General features: G+C 57.9%; 17 protein-coding genes. 8 read left to right on the forward strand and 9 right to left on the reverse strand.

Annotated elements, in window-relative coordinates; translation table 11 throughout:
- Window positions 1–151 precede the first annotated feature (151 nt).
- From CWM57_RS16395 to yfaU, 4 genes are read left to right on the forward strand one after another with little or no spacing between them, the layout of a single operon-like run.
- Window positions 152–937, forward strand: coding sequence for an IclR family transcriptional regulator (locus CWM57_RS16395; RefSeq protein ID WP_008803963.1), 786 nt, complete (start codon window positions 152–154; stop codon window positions 935–937).
- Between the two features lie 10 nt (window positions 938–947).
- Entirely contained in the window at window positions 948–2,153 is a 1,206-nt protein-coding gene (gene rhmD / locus CWM57_RS16400; protein WP_074387957.1) for an L-rhamnonate dehydratase, read from the forward strand.
- Between the two features lie 42 nt (window positions 2,154–2,195).
- Window positions 2,196–3,485 carry an MFS transporter gene (locus CWM57_RS16405; RefSeq protein ID WP_100676091.1) on the forward strand — a complete coding sequence of 430 codons (1,290 nt, stop codon included), beginning with the start codon at window positions 2,196–2,198 and terminating at the stop codon, window positions 3,483–3,485.
- Window positions 3,486–3,499: 14 nt separating this feature from the next.
- A complete protein-coding gene (gene yfaU / locus CWM57_RS16410) occupies window positions 3,500–4,303 on the forward strand; it encodes a 2-keto-3-deoxy-L-rhamnonate aldolase (RefSeq protein ID WP_074387959.1) in 804 nt (267 codons plus the stop codon).
- 28 nt (window positions 4,304–4,331) lie between these two features.
- Here the strand turns inward: yfaU and glpC are convergent, their stop codons facing one another.
- Genes glpC through glpA form a run of 3 tightly spaced genes read right to left on the reverse strand, consistent with a single transcriptional unit; the run spans window position 4,332 to window position 8,378 of the window.
- A complete protein-coding gene (glpC, locus tag CWM57_RS16415) occupies window positions 4,332–5,510 on the reverse strand; it encodes an anaerobic glycerol-3-phosphate dehydrogenase subunit GlpC (protein ID WP_100631085.1) in 1,179 nt (392 codons plus the stop codon).
- On the reverse strand, window positions 5,507–6,766 hold the full coding sequence (glpB, locus tag CWM57_RS16420; RefSeq protein WP_100676092.1) for a glycerol-3-phosphate dehydrogenase subunit GlpB: 1,260 nt from the start codon (window positions 6,764–6,766) through the stop codon (window positions 5,507–5,509). Before glpB ends, glpC begins: the two co-directional genes overlap by 4 nt.
- Window positions 6,756–8,378, reverse strand: coding sequence for an anaerobic glycerol-3-phosphate dehydrogenase subunit A (gene glpA, locus CWM57_RS16425; protein ID WP_100631087.1), 1,623 nt, complete (start codon window positions 8,376–8,378; stop codon window positions 6,756–6,758). Before glpA ends, glpB begins: the two co-directional genes overlap by 11 nt.
- A gap of 271 nt (window positions 8,379–8,649) precedes the next feature.
- On the opposite strand from glpA, the gene glpT reads away from it, so the two are divergent.
- Both glpT and glpQ read left to right on the forward strand, forming a co-directional pair.
- Window positions 8,650–9,996, forward strand: coding sequence for a glycerol-3-phosphate transporter (gene glpT, locus CWM57_RS16430; RefSeq protein WP_100631088.1), 1,347 nt, complete (start codon window positions 8,650–8,652; stop codon window positions 9,994–9,996).
- 9 nt (window positions 9,997–10,005) lie between these two features.
- Window positions 10,006–11,073 carry a glycerophosphodiester phosphodiesterase gene (gene glpQ / locus CWM57_RS16435; RefSeq protein WP_100631089.1) on the forward strand — a complete coding sequence of 356 codons (1,068 nt, stop codon included), beginning with the start codon at window positions 10,006–10,008 and terminating at the stop codon, window positions 11,071–11,073.
- Window positions 11,074–11,168: 95 nt separating this feature from the next.
- Here the strand turns inward: glpQ and yfaE are convergent, their stop codons facing one another.
- The 4 genes from yfaE to ubiG all read right to left on the reverse strand — a co-directional run bounded on the left by yfaE (window position 11,169) and on the right by ubiG (window position 16,014).
- Complete coding sequence (gene yfaE, locus CWM57_RS16440) at window positions 11,169–11,423, reverse strand: class I ribonucleotide reductase maintenance protein YfaE (protein WP_002913017.1); 255 nt, start codon at window positions 11,421–11,423, stop codon at window positions 11,169–11,171.
- Entirely contained in the window at window positions 11,423–12,553 is a 1,131-nt protein-coding gene (gene nrdB, locus CWM57_RS16445; RefSeq protein ID WP_015365618.1) for a class Ia ribonucleoside-diphosphate reductase subunit beta, read from the reverse strand. Before nrdB ends, yfaE begins: the two co-directional genes overlap by 1 nt.
- 101 nt (window positions 12,554–12,654) lie before the next feature.
- A complete protein-coding gene (gene nrdA / locus CWM57_RS16450) occupies window positions 12,655–14,940 on the reverse strand; it encodes a class 1a ribonucleoside-diphosphate reductase subunit alpha (protein WP_061153818.1) in 2,286 nt (761 codons plus the stop codon).
- A gap of 345 nt (window positions 14,941–15,285) precedes the next feature.
- The gene (gene ubiG, locus CWM57_RS16460) at window positions 15,286–16,014 is read right to left on the reverse strand and encodes a bifunctional 2-polyprenyl-6-hydroxyphenol methylase/3-demethylubiquinol 3-O-methyltransferase UbiG (RefSeq protein ID WP_008803973.1); all 729 of its coding nucleotides are present in this window, start codon (window positions 16,012–16,014) and stop codon (window positions 15,286–15,288) included.
- Between the two features lie 146 nt (window positions 16,015–16,160).
- Between ubiG and gyrA the strand changes: the two genes are divergently transcribed.
- Window positions 16,161–18,794 (forward strand): DNA topoisomerase (ATP-hydrolyzing) subunit A, encoded by a 2,634-nt coding sequence (gene gyrA / locus CWM57_RS16465; protein WP_012967527.1) that lies wholly within the window; start codon window positions 16,161–16,163, stop codon window positions 18,792–18,794.
- Window positions 18,795–18,925: 131 nt separating this feature from the next.
- Complete coding sequence (gene rcsC / locus CWM57_RS16470; protein WP_100676093.1) at window positions 18,926–21,766, forward strand: two-component system sensor histidine kinase RcsC; 2,841 nt, start codon at window positions 18,926–18,928, stop codon at window positions 21,764–21,766.
- Between the two features lie 45 nt (window positions 21,767–21,811).
- On the opposite strand, the gene rcsB is transcribed toward rcsC, so the two are convergent.
- Together rcsB and rcsD are read right to left on the reverse strand one after the other, a co-directional pair.
- A complete protein-coding gene (rcsB, locus tag CWM57_RS16475; protein ID WP_004201684.1) occupies window positions 21,812–22,462 on the reverse strand; it encodes a response regulator transcription factor RcsB in 651 nt (216 codons plus the stop codon).
- Window positions 22,463–22,477: 15 nt separating this feature from the next.
- The gene (gene rcsD / locus CWM57_RS16480) at window positions 22,478–25,135 is read right to left on the reverse strand and encodes a phosphotransferase RcsD (protein ID WP_100676094.1); all 2,658 of its coding nucleotides are present in this window, start codon (window positions 25,133–25,135) and stop codon (window positions 22,478–22,480) included.
- Window positions 25,136–25,552: the final 417 nt, after the last annotated feature.

The following is a 25,552-nucleotide window of genomic DNA, read 5'->3' on the forward strand; positions in this document are numbered from 1 at the left end:
TACTCTCCTGAAAAAAATCTGTGCGTTAGGTCGCAATATTCTGCACTACATCGTCCAGCATACGGGAAAACGATTGCCCCGCGATGCCGCTCACACTTTACCGCCCGCACAATCGCAACACTGATTCCAGTATTCAGGATTGGAGTCCAGTATGTTGGAATCAACGAAAGTCCCGGCGCTAACCCGCGCGATTGAGATCCTCAATTTAATCAGCCGCATTGGCCCCTGCAGCGCAGCCACCATCATTGCCGAACTGGGGATCCCGAAAAGCACGGTTTATCTGCTGCTGGGCGAGCTGAAAAAACAGCGCTTCATCAGTATGGATAATCAGGATAACTACTGCCTGTGGACCAAGCTGGTGGAGCTGGCCGGGCAGGCGCTGAGCAAAATGGACCTGCGCGAGCTGGCGCGTCCGCGCCTCACCCGGCTGATGGACGAGTGCGGCCTGCTTTGCCATCTGGGCATCATCGATCAGGGTAATGCCTACTACATTCTGAAAATTGAGTCCCCCGCCACCATTAGCGTGCGTTCGCACGAAGGTAAGAGCCTGTCGCTTTACCGCTCCGGGATCGGCAAATGTTTGCTGGCCTGGCAGCCCGCCAGCGTTCAGGCGTCGATTATCGACGACCTGCAGTGGGAGCGGGCCACGCCAACGACCATCACCGATGCTCAACAGCTGCGGGAGGAGCTGGGGCGCATTCGCGCCCGAGGCTGGAGCTTTGATAATGGCGAGGACTATCCGGATGTGCGCTGCGTGGCTGCCCCGGTGTTTAACGCCAATAACGACCTGACCGCCGCCATCTCGGTGGTGGGCACCCGTCTGCAAATCAATGAAGACAATCGCGATTATCTGGCCGGTAAGGCGATTGCCTGCGCGAAAGATATTTCCCGTCTGCTGGGGTGGAAAAGCCCCTTCGAACAACTCGCCTCATCATAAGGAGAACATCATGACCCTACCGAAAATTAAACACGTCCGTGCCTGGTTCATCGGCGGCGCGACGGCAGAGCTGGGCGCCGGTGGTGGCGATTACCACGACCAGGGAGCTAACCACTGGATTGACGATCATATCGCCACCCCGATGAGCAAATATAAACAGTATGAGCAGTCCCGCCAGTCGTTTGGCATCAACGTGCTGGGCACGCTGATTGTGGAAGTGGAAGCCGAGAACGGGCAGACCGGCTTTGCGGTGTCGACGGCCGGGGAGATGGGCTGCTTTATCGTGGAAAAACATCTCAACCGCTTTATCGAAGGCAAATGCGTCAGCGATATCAAGCTGATCCATGACCAGATGCTTAACGCCACCCTTTACTACGCGGGATCCGGCGGCCTGGTGATGAACACCATCTCCTGTGTCGACCTGGCGCTGTGGGATCTGTTCGGGAAAGTGGTCGGCTTGCCGGTCTACAAACTGCTGGGCGGGGCAGTGCGCGACGAAATCCAGTTCTATGCCACCGGCGCGCGTCCGGACCTGGCGCAGGAGATGGGCTTTATCGGCGGTAAAATGCCTACCCACTGGGGGCCGCACGATGGCGACGCCGGGATCCGCAAAGACGTCGCCATGGTGGCGGATATGCGCGAAAAATGCGGCCCGGATTTCTGGTTAATGCTGGACTGCTGGATGAGCCAGGACGTTAACTATGCCACCAAACTTGCCCATGCCTGCGCCCCTTACAACCTCAAGTGGATCGAGGAGTGCCTGCCGCCGCAGCAGTATGAAGGCTATCGCGAGCTGAAGCGCCAGGCGCCCGCCGGGATGATGGTGACCAGCGGCGAGCACCACGGCACGCTGCAGTCCTTCCGCACTCTGTCGGAAACCGGCATCGATATTATGCAGCCCGACGTCGGCTGGTGCGGTGGCTTAACCACCCTGGTGGAGATCGCGGCCATCGCCAAAGCGCGCGGGCAGCTGGTGGTGCCCCACGGCTCGTCGGTTTACTCCCATCATGCGGTGATCACCTTCACCAACACGCCGTTCAGCGAGTTTCTGATGACCAGCCCGGACTGCGCCACGCTGCGTCCGCAGTTCGATCCGATCCTGCTCGGCGAGCCGGTGCCGGAGAGAGGGCGCATTCATAAATCGGTCCTGGATAAACCCGGCTTTGGCGTCGAGCTCAATCGCGACTGCAACCTGAAGCGTCCTTATCAACACTGATTGCGTCGGGCCGCCGGGCGGCCCGCGCCTGAGGATATTATGATGAGTAACACTCTGCTGGAGAGCGTGGTGAAGAAAAACCGCGCCCGCTTAATCCCCTTTATGCTGGCGCTGTACGTGCTGGCGTTTCTTGACCGTTCCAATATTGGTTTTGCCAAGGAGACGTACCAGCTCGATACCGGACTCAGTAACGAAGCCTACGCGCTGGGGGCAGGGATTTTCTTTGTGGTTTATGCCTTTCTCGGGGTGCCGGCCAATTTGCTGATGCGCAAATTTGGCGCCAGAAAATGGATCGGCTGCACCACGCTGCTGTGGGGCGTGCTGTCGGCGGCGATGGCCTGGGCGGACACTGAAGCGAAGTTTCTTCTGGTGCGTACCCTGCTTGGCGCGGCGGAGGCGGGCTTCTTTCCCGGGATGATCTACCTCACTTCGCAGTGGTTTCCCCAGCAAAACCGCGCCAGCATTATGGGGCTGTTTTATATGGGGGCGCCGCTGGCCCTGACGCTGGGATCGCCTTTATCCGGTGCGCTGCTGGAGATGCATGGGTTTATGGGCCATCCCGGCTGGTTCTGGATGTTTGTGATTGAAGGCCTGCTCGCCGTCGCCGCGGGAGCGTTCACCTTCTTCTGGCTGGACGATTCGCCGCAGCATGCCCGCTTCCTGAGCATGGAGGAGAAACAGGCGCTGATCGGCGAGCTGGCGCGTGAGGAGGAGAAAAAGATTGCCTCGCGCCTGTCCGATGCATTACGTAACGGGCGGGTCTGGCAGCTGGCGCTGATTTATCTGACCATTCAGGTGGCGGTCTATGGCCTGATTTTCTTCCTGCCCACCCAGGTCGCCGCGCTGCTGGGCACCAAAGTCGGCTTCGTTGCCTCGGTGGTGACGGCTATCCCGTGGGTGGCGGCGCTGTTTGGCACCTGGCTTATTCCTCGCTACTCCGATCGCACCGGCGAGCGGCGCAATATTGCCGCGCTGACGCTGTTGGCGGCGGCGGTCGGGATTGCGGTTTCCGGACTGGTGGCGCCGGTGCTGGCTATCATCGCGCTGTGCGTGGCGGCGGTTGGGGTGATTGCCGTGCAGCCGGTCTTCTGGACGATGCCGACGCAACTGCTGTCCGGCACGGCGCTGGCCGCCGGGATTGGCTTCGTTAACCTCTTTGGCGCTATCGGCGGCTTTCTGGCGCCGATCGTGCGCGTGCAGGCCGAAACCCTGTTCGCCAGCAGCGCCGCCGGACTGTTAACCCTGGCCGGCGTCGCCATCGTCGGGGTGATCATCATCTTCTCATTAAGCCTCACCCGCGCGGTCCCCCAGCGCGGCAGAGTACAGCATTAATTTAAGGAATCGCGATGAACGCACTGTTATCTAACCCCTTTAAACGGGGACTCTTGCGCGGCGAGACGCAAATCGGCCTGTGGCTGAGCTCGACCTCCTCCTACATGGCCGAGATCGCCGCGACCTCGGGATACGACTGGTTGCTGATCGACGGCGAGCATGCGCCGAACACTATTCAGGACCTTTATCATCAGCTCCAGGCTATCGCCCCCTACGCCAGCCAGCCGGTCATTCGTCCGGTCGAGGGCAACCGCAGCCTGATAAAACAGGTGCTGGATATTGGCGCCAGAACGTTGCTGGTGCCGATGGTCGATACCGCCGAGCAGGCGCGGGAAGTGGTCTCGGCGACCCGTTATCCGCCCACCGGTAGCCGCGGTGTTGGCGCCGGCGTGGCGAGAGCGGCGCGCTGGGGAAGGGTGGAGAATTATATGGCGGAGGCGAATGACGAACTCTGTCTGCTGATTCAGGTTGAGAGCCGAACCGCGCTGGAGAATCTGGACGCGATTCTCGAGGTAGACGGCATTGACGGGGTGTTTATTGGTCCGGCGGATCTCTCCGCCTCGCTGGGTCACCCGGACGATGCCAGCCATCCTGACGTGCAGCGGGTGATCGAGCAGAGCATCCGGCGCATTCGCGCGGCGGGGAAAGCGGCCGGATTTCTGGCGGTCGACCCGGCGATGGCGGAAAAATGTCTTGTCTGGGGGGCCAACTTCGTCGCCGTCGGGGTGGATACCATGCTGTATACCCAGGCGTTGGACCGCCGGCTGGCGATGTTTAAAGCTGTCAGCGCCCAGCCGCAGGAGAAAGCGAGCTATTAGCTATTGATGGCGGAGGCTGGCGCTGGGCTCAGGCGAGCGCCTGCGCCAGTACCGTCAGCGGATGCTCGCAGCGTTTGCTGGTGGACATCTCAATCTGCCATTTGCAGGTCTCGCAGTCGGTCACGACGATGTCGGCCCCGCTCTCCTCAATCTGTTTGAACAGTGGGGCGCCGATAGCCTGGGATACCGCATAATTCTCAGTTTTAAACCCGTAGGTGCCCGCGATGCCGCAGCACTGTGAATCCAGCACCTCCAGCTGCAGGTCGGGGATCAGCCGCAGCAGCTCAAGGGTATACAGCGACCAGCCCATTTTCTCCATATGACACGGGGTGTGATAGACCACCTTGAGCGGCAGCCGGCGCAGCGGTAGCGTCTTGCCGGCATCCAGCTGTTTCCAGATCCAGCGGGTGGCCAGCTCCACCCGATCGCGGAGATCGCTGTTGTCGACATCGAGGAGATGGGGGTATTCATCACGTAGCGTAAAGGTGCAGGTCGAGGAGGTGGCAATGATCGGCAGCGTGTTTTCCCGCATCGCGGCGACGTTGCTCTGCGCCTGTTTACGCGCCTTGTCAAAAAAGCCGTTGGCGATCAGCGGCACGCCGCAGCATTTTTCCTTCGATAACAACTGCACGCCGGTACCCAGCGCGTTGACGACGCGGATCAGATCCTTACCCAGCTGCGGGTGGTTATAGTTGACGTAGCAGCCATGAAAGAAGGCCACCTGCTCGCGGTACTGCGCCTGTCTGGCCGCGAGCTGGCGGTAAGCGCGGCGGAAGGTGCCGAAGCCATATTTCGGCAGCGTACGCCGATGGTCGATTTTAAGCGCCGCGTCGAGCAGGCGGCGCACCGGTTTTAAACCGGTCGTGGCGTTGACCAGGGGGGCAAAGGGAGTGGAAAGGGTGCCCATCAGGTCGGTATGACTGAGGATGGCGTCGCGCAGGGTCGGCTTTTGCTGGCCGTACTGTGCCCGGGCGCGCTGAATGATATCGCCAATTTTCACATCCGACGGGCAGGCAACCTCGCAGCGCTTGCAGTTAATGCAGTACTTCAGCGCCTCGTCGTACAGCGCACCATCCTTCAGACGCAGGCGTTCGCCGTCCGGCCCCGCCTGTTTCGGGCCTGGATAGCGTGGATTGACCCGACTTACCGGGCAGGTGGTGGTACAGACCGTGCACTTAATGCAGCTTTCAAAACGGGTATCGTTCATGGCCGGCCTCCGGCAAGGGCGTGGATCTGTCTGGCGGCGTGCAGCGCGGTGACGGCGCAAACACCGCCGCCACAGCCGAGCTGAATGGCATCGAACCCGCCGAGCAATGAGCCGATGGCAAACAGATTATGGAACGGCTGCCCGCCCAGCAGGGGGCGCAGCAGGGCATCGGTTTTCACGCCGAAGCGCTGCCACGGTTGTGAGGCGAAGAAATCGCGCTGGTACCAGCTTTCCCGTGGCAGGGTCTGCTGCAGATCGAGGCCGAGGATCGGCTCGCGCACGCTATCGCGAGTGGCGACAAGACCGTTGCTGAAAAAGCTGCCGCTGGCCAGCACGGTGAAACGCGGACGCAGCGCAATATCGCCGTGATTTCGCGTCCAGACGGCCTCGACGGCGCCCTGTCGATGGCTGATTTTCACCACTTCGTCGCCAGCAAGCCAGGTGCCGCCGCTGCGAATGAACTGGCGTTGCAGCTGAGAATGCAAACGCATTCCGGGAACCGAAGGCGGCAGGGTCGGCAGCAGACGCAGCGGGCAGGGCAGACGCGTCTGCAGCCAGCGGTACAGGCGATCGTCGGCGAGGCCAAAACAGGCGGGCATGATCAGCAGGTCATGCTGCTGCGCCAGCGGCAGCAGCGCCGCATGCAGGGCCGGCCATAGATTCTCATCATCCAGCACGCGGGCGATGTTAGCGGCGCGAAACTCGGTGGGGTTGTCACGCAGCACATCCAGCAGCGGTAGTTCGATTTCCGCCGCCACGGCGGTAACTCCGTGTTGACCGAGCGCGGCGGCGGCGAGATGCGGCTGAAAATCGGCAAAGCCGCTGATCCCCACCAGGCAGACGCCTTGCTGCGGCAGTGGCGCCAGCGGAACCTCCAGGGGCGACAGCCATGCCGGACGCAGCGTTCCCAGCGGCGTCACTCGTTGATGCGGCTGGCGCGCATTGCCCTGCATCACCGCGCCACAGGCGGCCAGCAGCGCTTCGGTCTGTGTCGCGTATTCGAGTACCGCCTCGGCGCCGAGCCGGGAATAAGGGTGTTCAGGAAGCTGTTCAGCGAGTTGCTGCAGACCTTGTGCGACGTCAGTAACGTTATCGCCGTTGGGCAGCACCGAGAGCAGGTCTAACGACGCGGAGGAAAAATGCAGCGCGCTCTGCCCGCGGCTGATGATGACGCTGCGCAGGCCGTACTGATTCAGCGCCAGCCCGCACAGCAGGCCGGCGAGCCCGCCGCCGACAATTGCGCAATCAAACTTCATCCTGGTGCTCCTGTGGCAGTCCGCACAGGCCGAGATAGACCCAGCGGGTGAATTCGCTTTCGCGCAGCGCGTCGCCCCAGGCGATGGGCTGAACGCCCTTCCAGCGTTCATTGAGAAATGCCGAGAGCTGGGTTAATGACTGCGCGGGAGTCGTGACGTTAAAGCGCTGCAGCAGTCCCGCAGCGCGGCAGGCGCAGAGTTCCCCCTGGCAGGTCCCCATGCCAATCCGGGTGCGGCGGCGCAGGTCGAGCAGGGTGTTGACCGCCAGGTTTTCCACCGCGTATTTCACTTCGCCAGCGGTAACGGCTTCGCATTCGCAGACCAGGCTACGGTGCTGGCGGCTGTCGCCAAGCCAGGCCGGAGTGCGATCGCCGTGACGGTAGACGGCCGAGCCGCGCAGCGGGGTGGGGAGGGAGATAATTTTTTGCAGGGTACTTTCCGTTGGCTCCTGTGAACCGGGCAGCGGGGTCTCGGCCGTGGTACAGGGGGTGGTGTTTCCCAGCTTACGACAGACGGCGTCGCTGGCCCACTCGGCCATCAGGCGATAGGTCATCAGCTTGCCGCCGGTGATGGTAATGAAGCCTTCCATACCGTCACGCTGGGCATGGTCGAGCAGGACGATGCCGCGGCTGACGCTGCGCCCGCTGGGATCGTTATCGCTGGCCACCAGCGGGCGGACGCCGGAGTAGGCGCGGAGGATCCGGGTGCGGCCCATGACCGGCGCCAGCTTTTCGCCTTCGCGCAGCAGGGTATCGACTTCCGCCGTCGTTACCCGGTTGTCGTCAATGTCGTCATAAGGAACAGGCATTGAGGTGGTACCGATCAGCGAGATGGTATCCCCGGGCACCAGAATATCGGCGTCGGCCGGCTTACGGCAGCGGTTGATCACCAGGTTGTTAATCCGGTGGTCGAGGATCAACAGCGATCCCTTCGCCGGGAACATGGTAATGCGCAGGTCGGCATATTCCGCAATGCGCTGTCCCCAGATCCCGGCGGCATTGACCACCACCCCGGCGTGTAGGGTACGCGCCTGGTGAAGTTGACGGTCATATACCTGGACGCCGCAGACGCGATCTCCCTGGCGCAGCAGGCCGGTCACTTCGCAGCCGGTGAGGATCTGCGCGCCGTGTTCGCGGGCGTCGAGCATATTGGCCGCCGTGAGGCGAAACGGGTCGATGGTGCCGTCCGGGACCTGCACCGCGCCCAGCAGCGTCGGGTTGACGGCGGGCTCCCGGCGCAGCGCTTCCTGCGGGGAGAGCGGGGTAGCTTCAATGCCGGCCTGCTGGCAGGAGCTGATAAAAGTCTGCTGATACGCGAGGTCATCTTCAGGCAGGGTAATAAACAGACCGCCGGACGGTTCGATACAGTGGCGGGCGATGCGGCGCAGGATACGGTTCTCGCTGATGCATTCGCGGGCAGATTCGTTGTCGGTCACCGCATAGCGAGCGCCGCTGTGCAGCAGCCCATGATTACGGCCAGTGGCCCCGGTGGCGATATCATGGCGCTCAATTAATAGCGTCCGTAATCCGCGTCGGGCGCAGTCGCGGGCAATGCCGGCGCCGGTTGCCCCGCCGCCGATGATAATGACCTCGCTATCAAGGCGTCCCGTCATCTTCAGCTCCTCTGCTTTCGTTTAACGCCATTTAGCCACAATCGGTAATGTTATTGTTTGATTTCGAGCATATTCGCGCGTTATTTGAGCGTATTATGTGATTTTGTGCTCACAATGGAACGTTTTGTCATATTTCTGTAACAAATTGTGCGATATTTCACAGTATCAACTCTACGTATTGCCTACCATCGCGACCATATTTGAAGTGGGTGATTAATCTGGGATTTTGTCGTGACGTCAGTAGAAAACAGCAAGGGCCACGGAGGCTGATATGTTAAGTATTTTTAAACCCGCCGCGCATAAAGCGCGTTTGCCAGCAGCGGAGATCGACCCGCTGTATCGTCGATTACGCTGGCAGATTTTCATTGGCATCTTTTTTGGTTATGCCGCTTACTATCTGGTTCGTAAGAACTTTGCCCTGGCGATGCCTTATCTGATTGAGCAGGGCTTCTCCCGTGGCGACCTTGGTTTCGCCCTTTCCGGCATCTCCATCGCCTACGGATTTTCGAAATTCATCATGGGCTCGGTCTCTGACCGTTCGAATCCGCGCATTTTCCTGCCAGCCGGCTTGATCCTCGCCGCGCTGGTGATGCTGGTGATGGGCTTTGTCCCGTGGGCCACCTCCAGCATCATGATCATGTTCGTGCTGCTGTTCCTGTGCGGCTGGTTCCAGGGGATGGGTTGGCCGCCGTGTGGTCGTACCATGGTGCACTGGTGGTCGCAGAAAGAGCGCGGCGGAATTGTCTCGGTGTGGAACTGCGCGCATAACGTCGGCGGCGGTATTCCGCCGCTGCTGTTCCTGCTGGGGATGGCGTGGTTTAACGACTGGCACGCGGCGCTGTATATGCCGGCGTTCGGCGCGATCCTGCTGGCGATTTTTGCCTTTGCGATGATGCGCGATACCCCGCAGTCCTGCGGTCTGCCGCCGATTGAAGAGTATAAAAACGACTATCCGGATGACTATAGCGAAAAGCACGAAGAAGAGCTGACGGCGAAGCAGATCTTTATGCAGTACATTCTGCCGAACAAGCTGCTGTGGTACATCGCGGTGGCTAACGTCTTCGTTTATCTGCTGCGCTACGGCATTCTGGACTGGTCGCCAACCTACCTGAAAGAGGTGAAGCACTTCGCGCTGGATAAATCCTCCTGGGCCTACTTTCTCTATGAATACGCTGGGATCCCGGGCACGCTGCTGTGCGGCTGGATGTCGGACAAAGTGTTTAAAGGCAACCGCGGCGCCACCGGCGTGTTCTTTATGACCCTGGTGACCATCGCCACCGTTGTTTACTGGCTCAACCCGCCGGGGAATCCGGGCGTCGATATGGCCTGTATGATCGTCATTGGCTTCCTGATTTACGGCCCGGTGATGCTGATCGGTCTGCATGCGCTGGAACTGGCGCCGAAAAAAGCTGCCGGCACCGCTGCGGGCTTCACCGGTCTGTTCGGTTATCTCGGCGGTTCCGTGGCGGCGAGCGCTATCGTCGGCTATACCGTCGACTTCTTTGGCTGGGACGGCGGCTTTATGGTGATGATCGGCGGCAGCGTGCTGGCGGTTATCCTGCTGGTTATCGTGATGCTCGGTGAACGTCGCCATCACCAACAGCTGAAACAAGCTTAAGGAGCGATGATGAACATGAAATTAACCGCGCTAATGAGCGGCATGATCCTCGCCGGTTCGGCGCTGTGCTCCAGTGTCGTCGCAGCAGAGAAAATGGTCATTGCGCACCGCGGGGCCAGCGGCTATCTGCCGGAACATACCCTGCCGGCGAAGGCGATGGCCTACGCCCAGGGAGCGGATTACCTTGAGCAAGACCTGGTGATGACCAAAGACGACCGGCTGGTGGTGTTGCATGACCACTATCTCGATCGGGTGACTGACGTCGCTCAGCGCTTCCCGCAGCGGGCGCGTAAAGATGGTCGTTTTTACGCTATTGACTTTACCCTGGCCGAGATTAAGTCGCTGAAGTTTACCGAAGGTTTTGAGCCGAAAGATGGTAAAAACGTGCAAACCTATCCTGGCCGTTTCCCGATGGGCAAATCTGATTTCCGCATTCATACCTTTGAAGAAGAGATTGAGTTTGTCCAGGGGCTGAACCATTCGACGGGTAAAAATATCGGTATCTACCCGGAAATCAAAGCGCCGTGGTTCCACCATCAGGAAGGGAAAGATATTGCCGCCAGCACGCTGAAAGTGCTGAAGGAATATGGCTACACCAGCAAGCAGGATAAGGTTTATCTGCAGTGCTTTGACGCTAATGAGCTCAAACGCATCAAAAATGAGCTGGAACCGAAGATGGGCATGGATCTCAATCTGGTGCAGCTCATCGCCTATACCGACTGGAATGAAACGCAGCAGAAACAGGCCGATGGTAAATGGGTGAACTACAGCTATGACTGGATGTTCAAGCCGGGGGCGATGGCGCAGATCGCGCAGTACGCCGACGGTATTGGCCCGGATTACCATATGCTGGTAGCGGAAGGCTCGAAGCCGGGCGCGGTGAAGCTGACGGCGATGGTAAAAGAGGCGCACGCCAGCCATCTGCAGGTGCATCCCTATACCGTGCGTGCGGATCAGTTGCCGGAGTACGCCACTAACGTTAATCAGCTCTATGACGTGCTGTATCACCAGGCGGGCGTCGACGGCTTGTTTACCGATTTCCCGGATAAAGCGGTGCAGTTCCTGGACGCGAAATAAAACAAAAGGGCCGTAAGGCCCTTTTTTATGTTTTCCCCCTCTCCCTGTGGGAGAGGGCCGGGGTGAGGGCATCAGGCCGCACACATCGACAACACTTACATCTCGATCTCAATATCGCCTTTTGCCCGGCAGCAGCAGGGCAAAATCTCTCCCGGCTGGATAAACGCCAGCGGCTCGGTCAGCCAGTCAACCTGGCCGGAGACCAGACGCGTGCGGCAGGAACCGCAATAGCCTTCGCGGCACTGATACTCCACGTCGATGTTATGCGATTCAAGCGCGGCCAACAGGGAAGGGTGTTCATCCTGACACTCAAGGCGAGTGTCAGAGATTTTCAGGAAAATCCGCTTCATTACAGCTGGAAGTTGCTCAGATCGTCAGCGTCGACTTCAGAATCGATCTGGCCGACGAGATAAGAGCTGACTTCCACTTCCTGCGGCGCGACCTGAACGTTGTCGGAAACCAGCCAGGTATTGATCCACGGGATCGGGTTGGAGCGGGTCTGGAACGGCAGATCGAGGCCCACCGCCTGCATGCGGATATTGGTGATGTACTCGACGTACTGGCAGAGAATATCTTTGTTCAGGCCGATCATCGAGCCGTCGCGGAACAGATAGTCCGCCCACTCTTTCTCCTGCTGCGCCGCCAGCACGAACAGGTCATAGCACTCCTGTTTGCACTCTTCGGCGATTTCCGCCATTTCCGGATCGTCGCTGCCGGAGCGCAGCAGGTTCAGCATATGCTGGGTGCCGGTCAGGTGCAGCGCTTCATCGCGAGCGATCAGGCGGATAATTTTGGCGTTGCCTTCCATCAGCTTGCGCTCGGCAAAGGCGAAGGAGCAGGCGAAGCTGACGTAGAAGCGGATCGCTTCCAGCGCGTTGACGCTCATCAGGCACAGATACAGTTTCTTTTTCAGCTCGCGCAGATTCACGGTCACGGTTTTACCGTTGACGGTGTGGGTGCCTTCACCCAGCAGGTGCCAGTAGCTGGTCATTTCGATCAGCGAATCGTAATAGTGAGAGATACCTTCCGCACGCTTCTGGATCTGCTCATTGGTCACGATATCGTCGAACACGGTCGCCGGATCGTTGACGATGTTGCGGATGATATGAGTGTAGGAGCGCGAGTGGATGGTCTCGGAAAAGGCCCAGGTTTCCACCCAGGTTTCCAGCTCCGGGATGGAGATCAGCGGCAGCAGCGCGACGTTCGGGCTGCGGCCCTGGATGGAGTCGAGCAGCGTCTGGTACTTCAGGTTGCTGATGAAAATATGTTTTTCATGTTCCGGCAGCGCCTGGTAGTCGATGCGATCGCGGGAAACATCGACTTCTTCCGGGCGCCAGAAGAAGGAGAGCTGCTTTTCAATCAGCTTTTCAAAGATGTCATATTTTTGCTGATCGTAGCGGGCCACGTTAACCGGCTGGCCAAAAAACATCGGCTCAAGCAGCTGATTGTTTTTCGTCTGTGAAAAAGTGGTGTATGCCATTGAAGTGAGTCCTGTTGAAATGTATTGCCCGGCGGCACTGCGTTGGCCGGGCCTACAAAATCGTAGGCCGGGTAAGCATCGCGCCACCCGGCAAAAATAACTTAGATCTTACAAGCGCCGCTTTCGCAGCCATCGTCCTGGATAGACGGTGCCAGGTCATCCTGAGCATCTTCTGCGCCATCACGGGTGTTGTGATAGTACAGCGTTTTGACGCCGAATTTATAGGCGTTGAGCAGGTCTTTGAGCAACTGCTGCATCGGCACTTTTCCGGAAGGGAAGCGCGTCGGATCGTAGTTGGTGTTGGCAGAGATCGACTGGTCGATAAACTTCTGCATGATACCGACCAGCTGCAGATAACCGTCGTTGTTCGGCATTTCCCACAGCAGCTCGTAGGCGTTCTGCAGGTTTTCGTAATCCGGCACCACCTGGCGCAGGATACCGTCCTTGGACGCTTTGATACTGACGTGGCCGCGCGGCGGCTCAATGCCGTTGGTGGCGTTGGAGATCTGCGACGAGGTCTCGGACGGCATCAGCGCGGAGAGCGTGGAGTTACGCAGACCGTGGGTTTTAATGGATTCGCGCAGTTGCTCCCAGTCGAAATGCAGGGATTCGCTGACGATCGCATCCAGGTCTTTCTTATAGGTATCGATCGGCAGGATGCCCTGCGCGTAGGTGGTTTCATTGAACCACGGGCAGGCGCCTTGCTCGATAGCCAGTTCGTTGGAGGCCTTCAGCAGGTAGTACTGAATCGCTTCGAACGTTTTGTGGGTCAGGTTGTTGGCGCTGCCGTCGGAGTAGCGTTTGCCATGCTTCGCCAGATAGTAAGCGAAGTTGATCACGCCGATGCCCAGCGTACGGCGGCCCATCGCGCCGCGTTTGGCGGCCGGGATCGGGTAATCCTGATAGTCGAGCAGCGCATCCAGGGCACGCACCGCCAGTACCGCCAGCTCTTCCAGCTCGTCGAGGCTGTCGATAGCGCCGAGGTTGAAGGCCGACAGGGTGCACAGCGCGATTTCGCCGTTTTCGTCGTTGACGTCTTCCAGCGGTTTGGTCGGCAGGGCAATTTCCAGGCACAGGTTAGACTGACGCACCGGGGCGACCACCGGATCGAACGGGCTGTGGGTGTTACAGTGGTCGACGTTCTGGATGTAGATACGACCGGTAGAGGCGCGCTCCTGCATCATCAGCGAGAACAGCTCAACGGCTTTAATACGTTGCTTGCGAATGCTGTCGTCCTGCTCGTACTGGGTGTACAGGCGCTCGAACTCGTCCTGATCGGCGAAGAAGGCGTCATACAGGCCCGGGACATCGGAAGGGCTGAACAAGGTAATGTCGCCGCCCTTCAGCAGACGGGTGTACATCAGCTTGTTGATCTGCACCCCGTAGTCCATGTGACGAACGCGGTTGGCATCGGTACCGCGGTTGTTTTTCAGCACCAGCAGGCTTTCCACTTCCAGATGCCACATTGGGTAGAAGAGGGTCGCCGCGCCGCCGCGAACGCCGCCCTGCGAGCAGGATTTCACCGCGGTCTGGAAGTGTTTGTAGAACGGGATACAGCCGGTGTGGAAGGCTTCGCCGCCGCGGATCGGGCTGCCCAGCGCGCGAATGCGGCCGGCGTTGATACCGATACCGGCGCGCTGGGAAACGTATTTCACAATCGCGCTGGAGGTGGCGTTGATCGAATCCAGGCTGTCGCCGCACTCGATCAGCACGCAGGAGCTGAACTGACGGGTTGGGGTACGCACGCCGGACATGATCGGCGTCGGCAGCGAGATTTTAAAGGTGGACACCGCGTCATAGAAACGCTTGATATAGTCCAGACGGGTCTCACGCGGATAGTTAGAGAACAGGCAAGCGGCGACCAGAATGTAGAGGAACTGCGCGCTCTCGTAAATTTCGCCGGTAACGCGGTTTTGTACCAGGTACTTGCCTTCCAGCTGCTTAACGGCCGCGTAAGAGAAGTTCATATCGCGCCAGTGATCGAGGAAACCGTCCATCTGCTGGAACTCTTCTTCCGTGTAGTCTTCCAGCAGATGATGATCGTATTTACCCTTCTCGACCATCTTCACCACGTGATCGTAGAGCGCCGGCGGCTCAAACTGGCCGAAGGCTTTTTTACGCAAATGGAAAATCGCCAGACGCGCGGCGAGGTACTGGTAATCCGGCGCGTCGCGGGAGATCAGGTCCGCGGCGGCTTTAATAATGGTTTCGTGGATGTCCGCGGTTTTGATGCCGTCATAGAACTGGATATGGGAGCGCAGTTCTACCTGGGAGATCGAAACGTTATTCAGTCCTTCTGCCGCCCAATCCAGTACGCGATGGATTTTGTCGAGATTGATGCGCTCGGTGGTCCCGTCGCGCTTTGTCACCAGCAGACTCTGATTCATGTGGATTTTACCTGTCCGTGAAAGAAAATATCCCCCGTTTATCCACAGAAGGCCGTTGTGACTAACTCTGTGGATAAATACTATATGTAGGGGGTTGTCGATAAAAAGAACGCTATATGGTGAGTTATTTTAGTAAGGAATCTTTTGAGTACAAGGGTTGATTTTGACGTTAAATTGAGGTTGCGGAAGGGTAATAATCCTCAAGTCCACGTCGCATAAGGCCTGGAGAAGAAGTCAATAAAACAGAAAAAAAAATGAAAATTTGATCGAGTGCTGATTTCTTCATCGGAAGAAATAATCACGCGGCTTGATGCCGCGCAATCATCATAAGCGCAGGTGCTGACCTCAGTCCTGTTTGGCGGTGGTGTGCAACATATAGTTAACATCAACTCCCGGCGCTAACTTGAAGGTGTTGGTCAGCGGATTGTAATGCAGACCGATGATATGCTGCTCTTTCAGAGTAGTCTGATCTACCCAGCTCAGCAGTTCGGCCGGTTTGATAAACTTTTTCACATCATGAGTGCCCTTGGGCACCATCTTCATGACGTATTCCGCGCCCACCACCGCCATCAGCCAGGCCTTGCCATTGCGGTTGATGGTGGAGAAGAAGACCTGGCCGCCGGGCTTCACCAGCCGCGCGCAGGCGTGCACCACCGACTGTGGATCGGGGACGTGCTCCAGCATCTCCATGCAGGTCACGACGTCATACTGCTGCGGATGCTTCGCGGCATGTTCCTCAACCGTTTCCTGAACATAGTCCACCTGAATACCGCTCTCCAGGGCGTGCAGCTTCGCGACCTGCAGCGGTTCGGCACCCATGTCCAGTCCGGTGACCGTTGCACCTTCGCGCGCCATGCTCTCGGCGAGAATGCCGCCGCCGCAGCCGACATCGAGGACTTTTTTACCGAACAGGCCGCCGGAGCGTTCGGCGATATAGCCCAGCCGCAGCGGGTTGATGCGGTGGAGCGGTTTGAACTCGCCCTCCAGATCCCACCAGCGCGAGGCGACGGCTTCGAATTTGGCGATTTCAGCATGATCGACGTTAGGGGCTACCGACGTTTTTTCGGCATTCATGGGCGCTTTTACTCCTTTTCTGTTCAGACCTGCGAGTATATCAGCAGCGCGCCATGAATAAACCGTATTGCTTTACCTCTATTAGCGCGGCTGTGTTATAATTTGCGACCTTTGAATCCGGGAAACAGTAGAGGGATAGCGGTTAGATGAGCGACCTTGCGAGAGAAATTACACCGGTCAACATTGAGGAAGAGCTTAAGAACTCTTATCTGGATTACGCGATGTCGGTCATTGTTGGCCGTGCGCTGCCGGATGTCCGAGATGGCCTGAAGCCGGTACACCGTCGCGTACTTTACGCCATGAACGTATTGGGCAATGACTGGAACAAAGCCTATAAAAAATCAGCCCGTGTCGTTGGTGACGTAATCGGTAAATACCACCCGCACGGCGACTCCGCGGTATATGACACCATCGTCCGTATGGCACAGCCGTTCTCGCTGCGCTACATGCTGGTGGACGGCCAGGGTAACTTTGGTTCCATCGACGGCGACTCCGCCGCGGCGATGCGTTATACCGAAATTCGTCTGGCGAAAATCGCTCATGAGCTGATGGCCGATCTTGAAAAAGAGACGGTCGATTTCGTCGACAACTATGACGGTACGGAGCGTATTCCGGACGTCATGCCGACCAAAATTCCTAACCTGCTGGTGAACGGTGCCTCCGGGATCGCGGTAGGGATGGCCACCAACATACCGCCGCATAACCTGACGGAAGTGATTAACGGCTGTCTGGCGTATGTTGACGATGAAGACATCAGCATTGAAGGGCTGATGGCGCATATTCCAGGCCCTGATTTCCCGACCGCCGCCATTATCAATGGCCGTCGTGGCATTGAAGAGGCCTACCGCACCGGTCGCGGTAAAGTGTACATCCGCGCGCGCGCGGAAGTGGAAGTGGACGCGAAATCCGGCCGCGAAACCATCATCGTGCACGAAATTCCGTATCAGGTGAACAAAGCGCGCCTGATTGAGAAAATCGCCGAGCTGGTCAAAGAAAAACGCGTGGAAGGCATCAGCGCGCTGCGTGACGAGTCTGATAAAGACGGGATGCGCATCGTGATTGAAGTAAAGCGCGATGCGGTAGGGGAAGTGGTGCTCAACAACCTCTATTCCCAGACCCAGCTGCAGGTCTCCTTCGGCATCAACATGGTTGCGCTGCACCATGGTCAGCCGAAGATCATGAACCTGAAGGACATCATCGCCGCGTTTGTACGTCACCGCCGCGAAGTGGTGACCCGCCGTACGATTTTCGAACTGCGCAAAGCACGCGACCGGGCGCATATCCTCGAAGCGTTGGCCGTTGCGCTGGCCAACATCGACCCGATTATCGAACTGATCCGTCGCGCGCCGACCCCGGCAGAAGCGAAAGTGGCGCTGGTTGCCCAGGCGTGGGATCTCGGTAACGTTGCGGCGATGCTGGAGCGCGCCGGTGATGACGCCGCGCGTCCGGAATGGCTGGAGCCAGAGTTCGGCGTGCGCGATGGTAAATACTACCTGACCGAGCAGCAGGCTCAGGCGATTCTGGATCTGCGTCTGCAGAAACTGACCGGCCTTGAGCATGAAAAACTGCTCGACGAATATAAAGAGCTGCTGGAGCAGATCGCGGAACTGCTGCACATTCTCGGCAGCGCCGACCGTCTGATGGAAGTGATTCGCGAAGAGCTGGAGCTGATCCGCGACCAGTTCGGCGACGAACGTCGTACCGAAATCACTGCCAACAGCGCTGATATTAACATCGAAGATCTGATCAACCAGGAAGACGTGGTGGTCACCCTGTCGCATCAGGGCTATGTGAAGTATCAGCCGCTGACCGACTACGAAGCACAGCGTCGTGGCGGCAAAGGCAAGTCAGCAGCACGCATTAAAGAAGAAGACTTCATTGACCGCCTGCTGGTGGCCAACACCCATGACACCATCCTCTGCTTCTCGAGCCGCGGCCGTCTGTACTGGATGAAGGTCTATCAGCTGCCGGAAGCCAGCCGCGGCGCGCGCGGTCGTCCGATCGTCAACCTGCTGCCGCTGGAAGCCGATGAGCGTATCACCGCCATCCTGCCGGTCCGCGAGTACGAAGAGGGCGTCAACGTCTTTATGGCGACCGCCAGCGGTACCGTGAAGAAAACCGCGCTGACCGAGTTCAGCCGTCCGCGTTCCGCCGGTATCATCGCGGTCAATCTGAACGAAGGCGATGAGCTGATCGGCGTCGATCTGACCTCCGGTCAGGATGAAGTGATGCTGTTCTCCGCGGCCGGTAAGGTTGTGCGCTTCAAAGAAGACGCCGTTCGCGCCATGGGCCGTACCGCCACCGGCGTACGCGGCATCAAGCTGGCGGAAAATGACAGCGTCGTCTCGCTGATTATTCCGCGCGGCGAAGGCGCGATCCTGACGGTGACGCAAAACGGTTACGGTAAACGTACCGCAGCGGCGGAGTATCCGACCAAATCGCGTGCCACTCAGGGCGTTATCTCGATCAAAGTCACCGAGCGTAACGGTTCCGTGGTGGGCGCCGTGCAGGTGGATGACTGCGATCAGATCATGATGATCACCGACGCCGGGACGCTGGTTCGTACCCGCGTTTCCGAGGTGAGCATCGTGGGCCGTAACACCCAGGGCGTGATCCTCATCCGCACCGCGGAAGATGAAAACGTGGTGGGTCTGCAGCGCGTGGCAGAGCCGGTGGACGACGAAGAACTGGATGCCATCGACGGTAGCGTAGCGGAAGGCGATGACGATATCGCCCCGGAAGCGGATACCGATGACGACATCGCCGAAGACGAAGAGTAATCGTCCGCGGTAAATGTTCTGAAAGGGCCGGGTATTCTCCCGGCCCTTTTTGCATTAACATTGCGGCAAAGCTGGTTTACCGCTACTTTAACCCCATTCTGTTGAGTCCCTGACGGCCGAGCATCGCCACATTGAAATATCTTGCCTCGTTTCATACAACCCTGAAGGTTTCACGTTATCTGTTCAGAGCGCTGGCGGTATTGCTGTGGCTGCTCATTGCGTTTGTCTCTGTGTTCTATATCGTTAATGCCCTGCACGAGCGGGAAGCCGAGATCCATCAGGAGCTCAATCTCAATGCTGATCAGGCCCAGCGCTATATTCAGCGTACGGCGGATGTGATTAAAGAGCTGAAGTACGTCGCCGGTAACCGCCTGTCGGCAGGGGATGCGGTAGCGCAAGGGCAAAATAGCGATATAGCAGTGCCCAACTTTGAACCCCTGTACCCTGATTCCGATTGCAGCGCGATGAGCACCACCTGGCGTAATTCGCTGCAATCGCTGGCGTGGTTTATGCGCTACTGGCGGGATAATTTTACCGCTGCCTACGACCTTAACCGCATCTTTCTCATTGGCAGCGATAACCTCTGCATGGCCAACTTTGGCCTGCGGGATGTGCCGATTGAGCGCGATCAGGCGCTGAAAGTCCTGCATCAGCGCATTGAGCAATATCGCAACGCGCCGCAAAACGAGCGCGGCAACAACCTGTTCTGGATAAGCCAGGGCGTGCGTCCCGGCGTGGGCTACTTTTATGCCCTGACCCCAGTCTATATGGCCAACCGTCTGCAAGCGATGCTCGGCGTGGAGCAGACCATCCGTATGGAAAGCTTCTTCACGCCGGGCAGTTTGCCGATGAGCGTGACGATTTTTGACGATAACGGCCAGCCGCTGATCTCGTTGGCCGGCGCGGAAGGCAAAATCCAGAGCGAAGCGAAGTGGATGCAGGAGCGGATGTGGTTTGGCTACAGCGCAGGCTTTCGCGAGCTGGTGCTGAAAAAAAGCCTGGCGCCGTCCTCCTTAAGCATCGTCTATTCCGTTTCGGTGGACCAGGTGCTGGAGCGGATCCGCATGCTCATCATCAACGCCATCATTCTCAATATCCTGACCGGGGCAATGCTGTTTGCGCTGGCGCGAATGTATGAGCGGCGCATTTTTATCCCGGCGGAAAATGATGCTCAGCGACTGGAAGAGCATGAACAGTTCAACCGCAAAATCGTGGCCTCCGCCCCGGTGGGGATCTGTATTCTGCGCACCGTCGACGGGACCAATATTCTCAGTAACGAGCTGGCGCACAACTACCTGAACATGCTGACCCATGAGGATCGCCAGCGGCTGACGCAGATTATCTGCGGCCAGCAGGTCAACTTTGTCGATGTGCTGACCAGTAACCATACCAACCTGCAGATTAGCTTTGTCCATTCGCGTTATCGCAATGAAAACGTCGCCATCTGTGTGCTGGTGGACGTTTCCGCCCGCGTGAAAATGGAGGAGTCGCTGCAGGAGATGGCCCAGGCGGCTGAACAGGCCAGCCAGTCGAAATCGATGTTCCTCGCGACCGTCAGCCATGAGCTGCGTACCCCGCTATACGGCATCATCGGTAACCTCGATCTACTGCAGACGAAGGCCCTGCCGAAGGGCGTTGATCGCCTGGTGACGGCGATGAACAACTCTTCCAGCCTGCTGCTGAAAATCATCAGCGATATTCTCGATTTCTCGAAAATCGAGTCTGAGCAGTTGAAGATCGAGCCGCGGGAGTTTTCCCCACGCGAAGTGATGAACCATATTTCTGCCAACTATCTGCCGCTGGTGGTACGCAAGCAGCTGGGTCTGTACTGCTTTATCGAGCCGGATGTCCCGGAGCAGATGTCCGGCGACCCGATGCGCCTGCAGCAGGTGATCTCTAACCTGCTGAGCAATGCGATCAAGTTCACCGACACCGGCTGTATTATCCTGCACGTCCAGTGTGCGGGGGATTATCTGCAGATTAGCGTCCGCGATACCGGGGAGGGGATCCCGGCGAAAGAGGTGTTGCGCCTGTTCGACCCCTTCTTCCAGGTGGGGACCGGCGTGCAGCGAAACTTCCAGGGCACCGGCCTTGGCCTGGCGATCTGTGAAAAGCTGATCAGCATGATGGATGGCGATATCGCCGTGGAAACGGAGCCGGGGATGGGCAGCCGCTTTACCATCCGTATCCCGCTGTATGGCGTGCAGAATACACCGCAGGTGACGGCGGACGGTTTCGCTGGCAAGACCTGCTGGCTGGCAATCCATAATACCTCGCTGGCGATGTTCGTCACGTCGCTGCTCAGCTATCACGGCCTGACGGTACGCCGCCATGCCGGAGAAACGCCGGATGCCGACGATGTCTTGCTGACTGACGATGAAGCGCAGGCGGGTTGGCGGGGAAGTGCGATGGTTATCTTCTGCCGCCGCCATATCGGCATCCCGCAGGAGCGAGCCGCCGGTGAGTGGCTGCACAGCGTGACGACGCCGCATGAACTGCTGCCGCTGCTGGGGCGTATTTTCCACGTCGCCCTCGACAGCGCGGAGAATAGCCGGGCGCTGATGGCGCCGGACGCGCAGATCGGTAATAACGACGACATGATGATCCTCGTGGTCGACGATCACCCGATTAACCGCCGTCTGCTGGCGGATCAACTGGGATCGCTCGGCTATCAGTGCGTGACCGCTAACGACGGGGTCGACGCGCTCAACGTACTTAGCAAACAGCATATCGATATCGTGCTCAGCGACGTCAACATGCCCAATATGGATGGTTATCGTCTGACGCAGCGCATTCGTCAGCTTGGCCTGACGCTGCCGGTGATCGGCGTCACCGCCAATGCCCTGGCGGAAGAGAAGCAGCGCTGTCTGGAATCGGGGATGGACAGCTGTCTGTCCAAGCCGGTGACGCTTGACGTGCTGAAGCAAACGCTGACGGTGTATGCGGCGCGGGTACGTAACGGGCGGGAATAACGGGGAGCTCCGTCTCGCCGGGGCGAGACGGAGAAAGCAAAGGGATTACTCTTTATCCGTCGAGCTCAGCGAGACGGAGGAGAGGTAGTTCAGCAGCGCAATGTCGTTTTCCACGCCCAGCTTCATCATCGCCGACTTCTTCTGGCTACTGATGGTTTTGATGCTGCGGTTGAGCTTTTTGGCGATCTCGGTCACCAGGAAGCCTTCAGCGAACAGACGCAGCACTTCGCTCTCTTTCGGCGACAGGCGTTTATCGCCATAGCCGCTGGCGCTGATTTTTTCCAGCAGACGAGAGACGCTTTCCGGTGTGAATTTCTTCCCTTTCTGCAGCGCGGCCAGCGCTTTTGGCAGGTCGGTTGGCGCACCCTGCTTGAGGACGATCCCTTCGATATCCAGATCCAGCACCGCGCTGAGGATCGCCGGGTTGTTGTTCATGGTCAGAACAATGATCGACAGATCCGGGAAGTGGCGCTTGATGTATTTAATCAGCGTGATCCCGTCGCCGTATTTATCACCGGGCATGGACAGATCGGTGATCAGCACATGGGCGTCCAGCTTCGGAAGATTGTTGATAAGGGCCGTGGAGTCTTCAAACTCGCCAACGACGTTCACCCACTCAATTTGCTCAAGTGACTTACGAATACCGAACAGTACGATCGGATGGTCATCGGCAATAATTACGTTCATAGTGTTCATGTATAAGGCTACCTTCTACAGCAAGCTCTTGACGTAAGCGTCAATGTCGCTGATATATTTTTCTATGCCTTGCGCATCCTTTTCGCGAATCAGATGCTCAAGCGTTTCACATAACTGCTTGCCGGGTATCAGATTAAGCATAGCAAATGCCCCTTTGAGGCGGTGGGCGGTTTGCGCCAGAGCAGCAAAATCACCCGCTTCGATTTCAGTATACAATCTCTGAACATCATCCGGTACCGTATCGGCAAACAGTGCGTAATAGCCGCTGGCATGGAGTTCGGCGTTACTCTCGTTTCCTGAGGTGGCGGGCTGAACCGCCTCCTCCGCCAGCTGCTGCTCAATAAGCTGCAGGATAGCCTCCTGCATCGCCGTGCTAATATTAAAGTTGACCCGCAGTTGTCCCGGGCCGATCTTGCGTATCCCGACCTCATCATCGCTTAAAAGCAAGCCCGAAGCAGTAAGATTAGACGGATTATCCGTTAAATACAGATCGAACGCTTGACTTGTCGCCCGATCGTCCGGCGTGATGCAGGACGCCCCCCAGCTCTCCAGCTGGCGGGTGACAATCCGCCGCACTTCACTGGAGGTCACATCCAGCAGGACGATAACGTCATCCAGCAGATGTTCGCCCGCCTCTGGCGCCTCTTCGCTGGCCGGCATTTTCAGATGCAGGGTATAGCGAGTCCCCAGCGACTCCCGCGCTTTGATGGTCAACTGCCCACCCAGTTTGCGCGTCATGCGGTCGCACAGCCAGAAGGTGAGGGCGTTTGCTTTGCCGTACAGATCGCTCTGGGTCGCGTTGAGATACGGGAAGTGCAAATTATCGATCTCGTTCGCCGAGACGCCGTTGCCAGTATCCAGAATGCGGAAGGTCAAACGATCGCTGGCCGACTCGTCCTGGCAAACGTCGAGGGTGATCTTGCCGATAGGCGTGGTGGTGATGGAATACTGGATTAACAGCACCAGTGTGCGTCGCAGGGCTTCACGGTCACCGTAGCGCTGCTCACCGGCAGGGAGCGCGTTATTGATCAGCAGCTGCAGACCCTTGCGCTTCATCGCCGGCAGAACTTCCGGTACAACGTCATCGATCAGTTCCTGAACCGAGAACAGCGCCTGGCTGGTTTTCCAGGTGTCGCTTTCCAGCAGATTAGCAAGCTGAATGTCATCGATCAGTTTGACCAGCTCATCGGCATGCTGCGCCAGCGTCCGGTTCTCTGCGCTGTCGAGCGCCGCCGCCTCTGCCGCCAGGTTCAGCGCGGGCTGCTTCAGGGCGCTGCCAATGTGCTGCATAAAGGCCGCCCGGCCCTGCTGGTTTTTCTCATACAAGCGCTGGGCCTGTTTGAGCTTTTTATTGACCAGCACTTCACGGTCCTGGTCACGGATAATCAGGATCTGCGTGCGCGGCGCGACCTGGCTGCGATACTGGCGGATTTCATACTGCTCGTTGTTGACGGTGGCCTGAATCACCCCCTGATGCTGGTCCGCCATGTTGGTGATGTTCTGCAGATTCAGATGCGGGAGCAGGTGGTCGGCAATAGGGTTGCTGATAAGGGTTCGGTTGGCTTCCTGATCGTGGACCAGCAGCCCCAGCGGCAGCAAAGAAACAATCTCTTCATTAATAGCGCGCAGCAGACGCAGTTCGCTGTTGGCGGCGGAAGGGAGCCCGGCGCCAGACGGACTGCTGCGTCCTTTAAAGTGACGAAAGGTGGTAAAACCAAACAGCGCCAGCGCCAGCAGGCCGATGTTGAGCAGCAGCGGCAGAAGAATATTCTGCAGGGCGGCCAGCAGCATGCTGCTCAGCGGTACCGTCCAGAGTAACTGCATACCGGTCGTGCTGATATCAGTGGCGATGTCGATCTGCATGCCGTTAAAAGTGATCCCGATATGGTCGGTGGTCTCTTTGTCAGGATTGGTGGCAAGGTTTTGCGACGGGTCTGGCTCAATACGGAAGCTGTCCAACGCCATGCCCGGCGGGATCAGATCGTTAATCGGCAGGTCGAAAGCGACCACGGTGGCCAGGTGTCCGGGCTGGTTGAAGGTGGTGCGTAACGTAAAGTAGTGCGCGTTCTGCCAGGCGAGATGGCGCAGCGGTGAGAAGGTCTCGCGCTCATCAAGGGTATTGGCCTGCAGCAGCATCTCCGCGCGTCGGGATTCCACCACGCTACTGATCGTTGACTCTTTAAAGCTTGAGGAGAGGTCCTTCAACGGCAGGGTTGAGACCAGAATCAGGCTATTGTCCAGACCATTGAGATAGTACATCGACCATGGGATGGTCTCCGCGCCCCACAAAATATCGAGATAATCGGACATTTTCTGCGTCATCTCGAGGGTCGAGCTGTCATGGGAGCCAAAAATCAGCGCTTCGGTTTTACGCCGGGGCTTCTCAAGGTAGTAGACGTCCTGTTTTAAACGCGTCTCCTGCAAGCCACCGCTCGAAGCGTTAGCCGAGGTCGCGGCGATATTGTCGTAAATCTGCCAGGTAGCATAGCGCCAGGTGTCAATGCGCTGGTGCAAGGCGTGGGAGACATCAACCACCTGATAGCTCTTCTCTTTCAGCCAGGCATTGACGGCACTTTGAATCATCACCCCCATCGTCGCCAGCAGGACAATAACCATCAAAATGAAGAAGCGGCTGATGTTGCCGGGGATCAGGGAGAATTTTTTCGGGGTCATCTTGTGGCTGAACGACTCATCATTGTTTGTAAACAGGATGTAGCGCCAGAGTAACTGGCAACAAAGCAGATGCTGCAGGCAGTATAAAGGCTAATGGCGTAAATCCATACTACAGAATGGTGCCAGCGGCGCGATACCCTCCAGGAATTATCTTAGAATCGAAGCGCAAATGAAACCGCGCCATCAACGCTGACCAGTAGCGATATTGACAAAATGGGGGGATAAGAATCGCACGAAATAACAAGACATTGGCTGAATAAGAACAACTAACAAGCTAATTGATTGATTAATAGTCGTTAGGGAATCTTTGGCTGTAGCACAGATAAATTAAAGTTGTGTAAAGAAGGGTAAAAAAAACCGGATGCGAGGCATCCGGTTGAAATAGGGGTAAACAGACATTCAGAACTGAATGACGGT

The organism is Klebsiella sp. G-Nf4 (assembly GCF_002810615.1).
Classification (GTDB): Bacteria; Pseudomonadota; Gammaproteobacteria; order Enterobacterales; family Enterobacteriaceae; genus Klebsiella; species Klebsiella variicola.

Bases quoted from the DNA above. Each gene is read 5' to 3' on its own strand.
- CWM57_RS16395 (WP_008803963.1), top strand. From the start codon at position 152: ATGTTGGAATCAACGAAAGTCCCGGCGCTAACCCGCGCGATTGAGATC.
- rhmD (WP_074387957.1), top strand. From the start codon at position 948: ATGACCCTACCGAAAATTAAACACGTCCGTGCCTGGTTCATCGGCGGC.
- CWM57_RS16405 (WP_100676091.1), top strand. From the start codon at position 2,196: ATGAGTAACACTCTGCTGGAGAGCGTGGTGAAGAAAAACCGCGCCCGC.
- yfaU (WP_074387959.1), top strand. From the start codon at position 3,500: ATGAACGCACTGTTATCTAACCCCTTTAAACGGGGACTCTTGCGCGGC.
- glpC (WP_100631085.1), bottom strand. From the start codon at position 5,510: ATGAACGATACCCGTTTTGAAAGCTGCATTAAGTGCACGGTCTGTACC.
- glpB (WP_100676092.1), bottom strand. From the start codon at position 6,766: ATGAAGTTTGATTGCGCAATTGTCGGCGGCGGGCTCGCCGGCCTGCTG.
- glpA (WP_100631087.1), bottom strand. From the start codon at position 8,378: ATGACGGGACGCCTTGATAGCGAGGTCATTATCATCGGCGGCGGGGCA.
- glpT (WP_100631088.1), top strand. From the start codon at position 8,650: ATGTTAAGTATTTTTAAACCCGCCGCGCATAAAGCGCGTTTGCCAGCA.
- glpQ (WP_100631089.1), top strand. From the start codon at position 10,006: ATGAACATGAAATTAACCGCGCTAATGAGCGGCATGATCCTCGCCGGT.
- yfaE (WP_002913017.1), bottom strand. From the start codon at position 11,423: ATGAAGCGGATTTTCCTGAAAATCTCTGACACTCGCCTTGAGTGTCAG.
- nrdB (WP_015365618.1), bottom strand. From the start codon at position 12,553: ATGGCATACACCACTTTTTCACAGACGAAAAACAATCAGCTGCTTGAG.
- nrdA (WP_061153818.1), bottom strand. From the start codon at position 14,940: ATGAATCAGAGTCTGCTGGTGACAAAGCGCGACGGGACCACCGAGCGC.
- ubiG (WP_008803973.1), bottom strand. From the start codon at position 16,014: ATGAATGCCGAAAAAACGTCGGTAGCCCCTAACGTCGATCATGCTGAA.
- gyrA (WP_012967527.1), top strand. From the start codon at position 16,161: ATGAGCGACCTTGCGAGAGAAATTACACCGGTCAACATTGAGGAAGAG.
- rcsB (WP_004201684.1), bottom strand. From the start codon at position 22,462: ATGAACACTATGAACGTAATTATTGCCGATGACCATCCGATCGTACTG.
- rcsD (WP_100676094.1), bottom strand. From the start codon at position 25,135: ATGACCCCGAAAAAATTCTCCCTGATCCCCGGCAACATCAGCCGCTTC.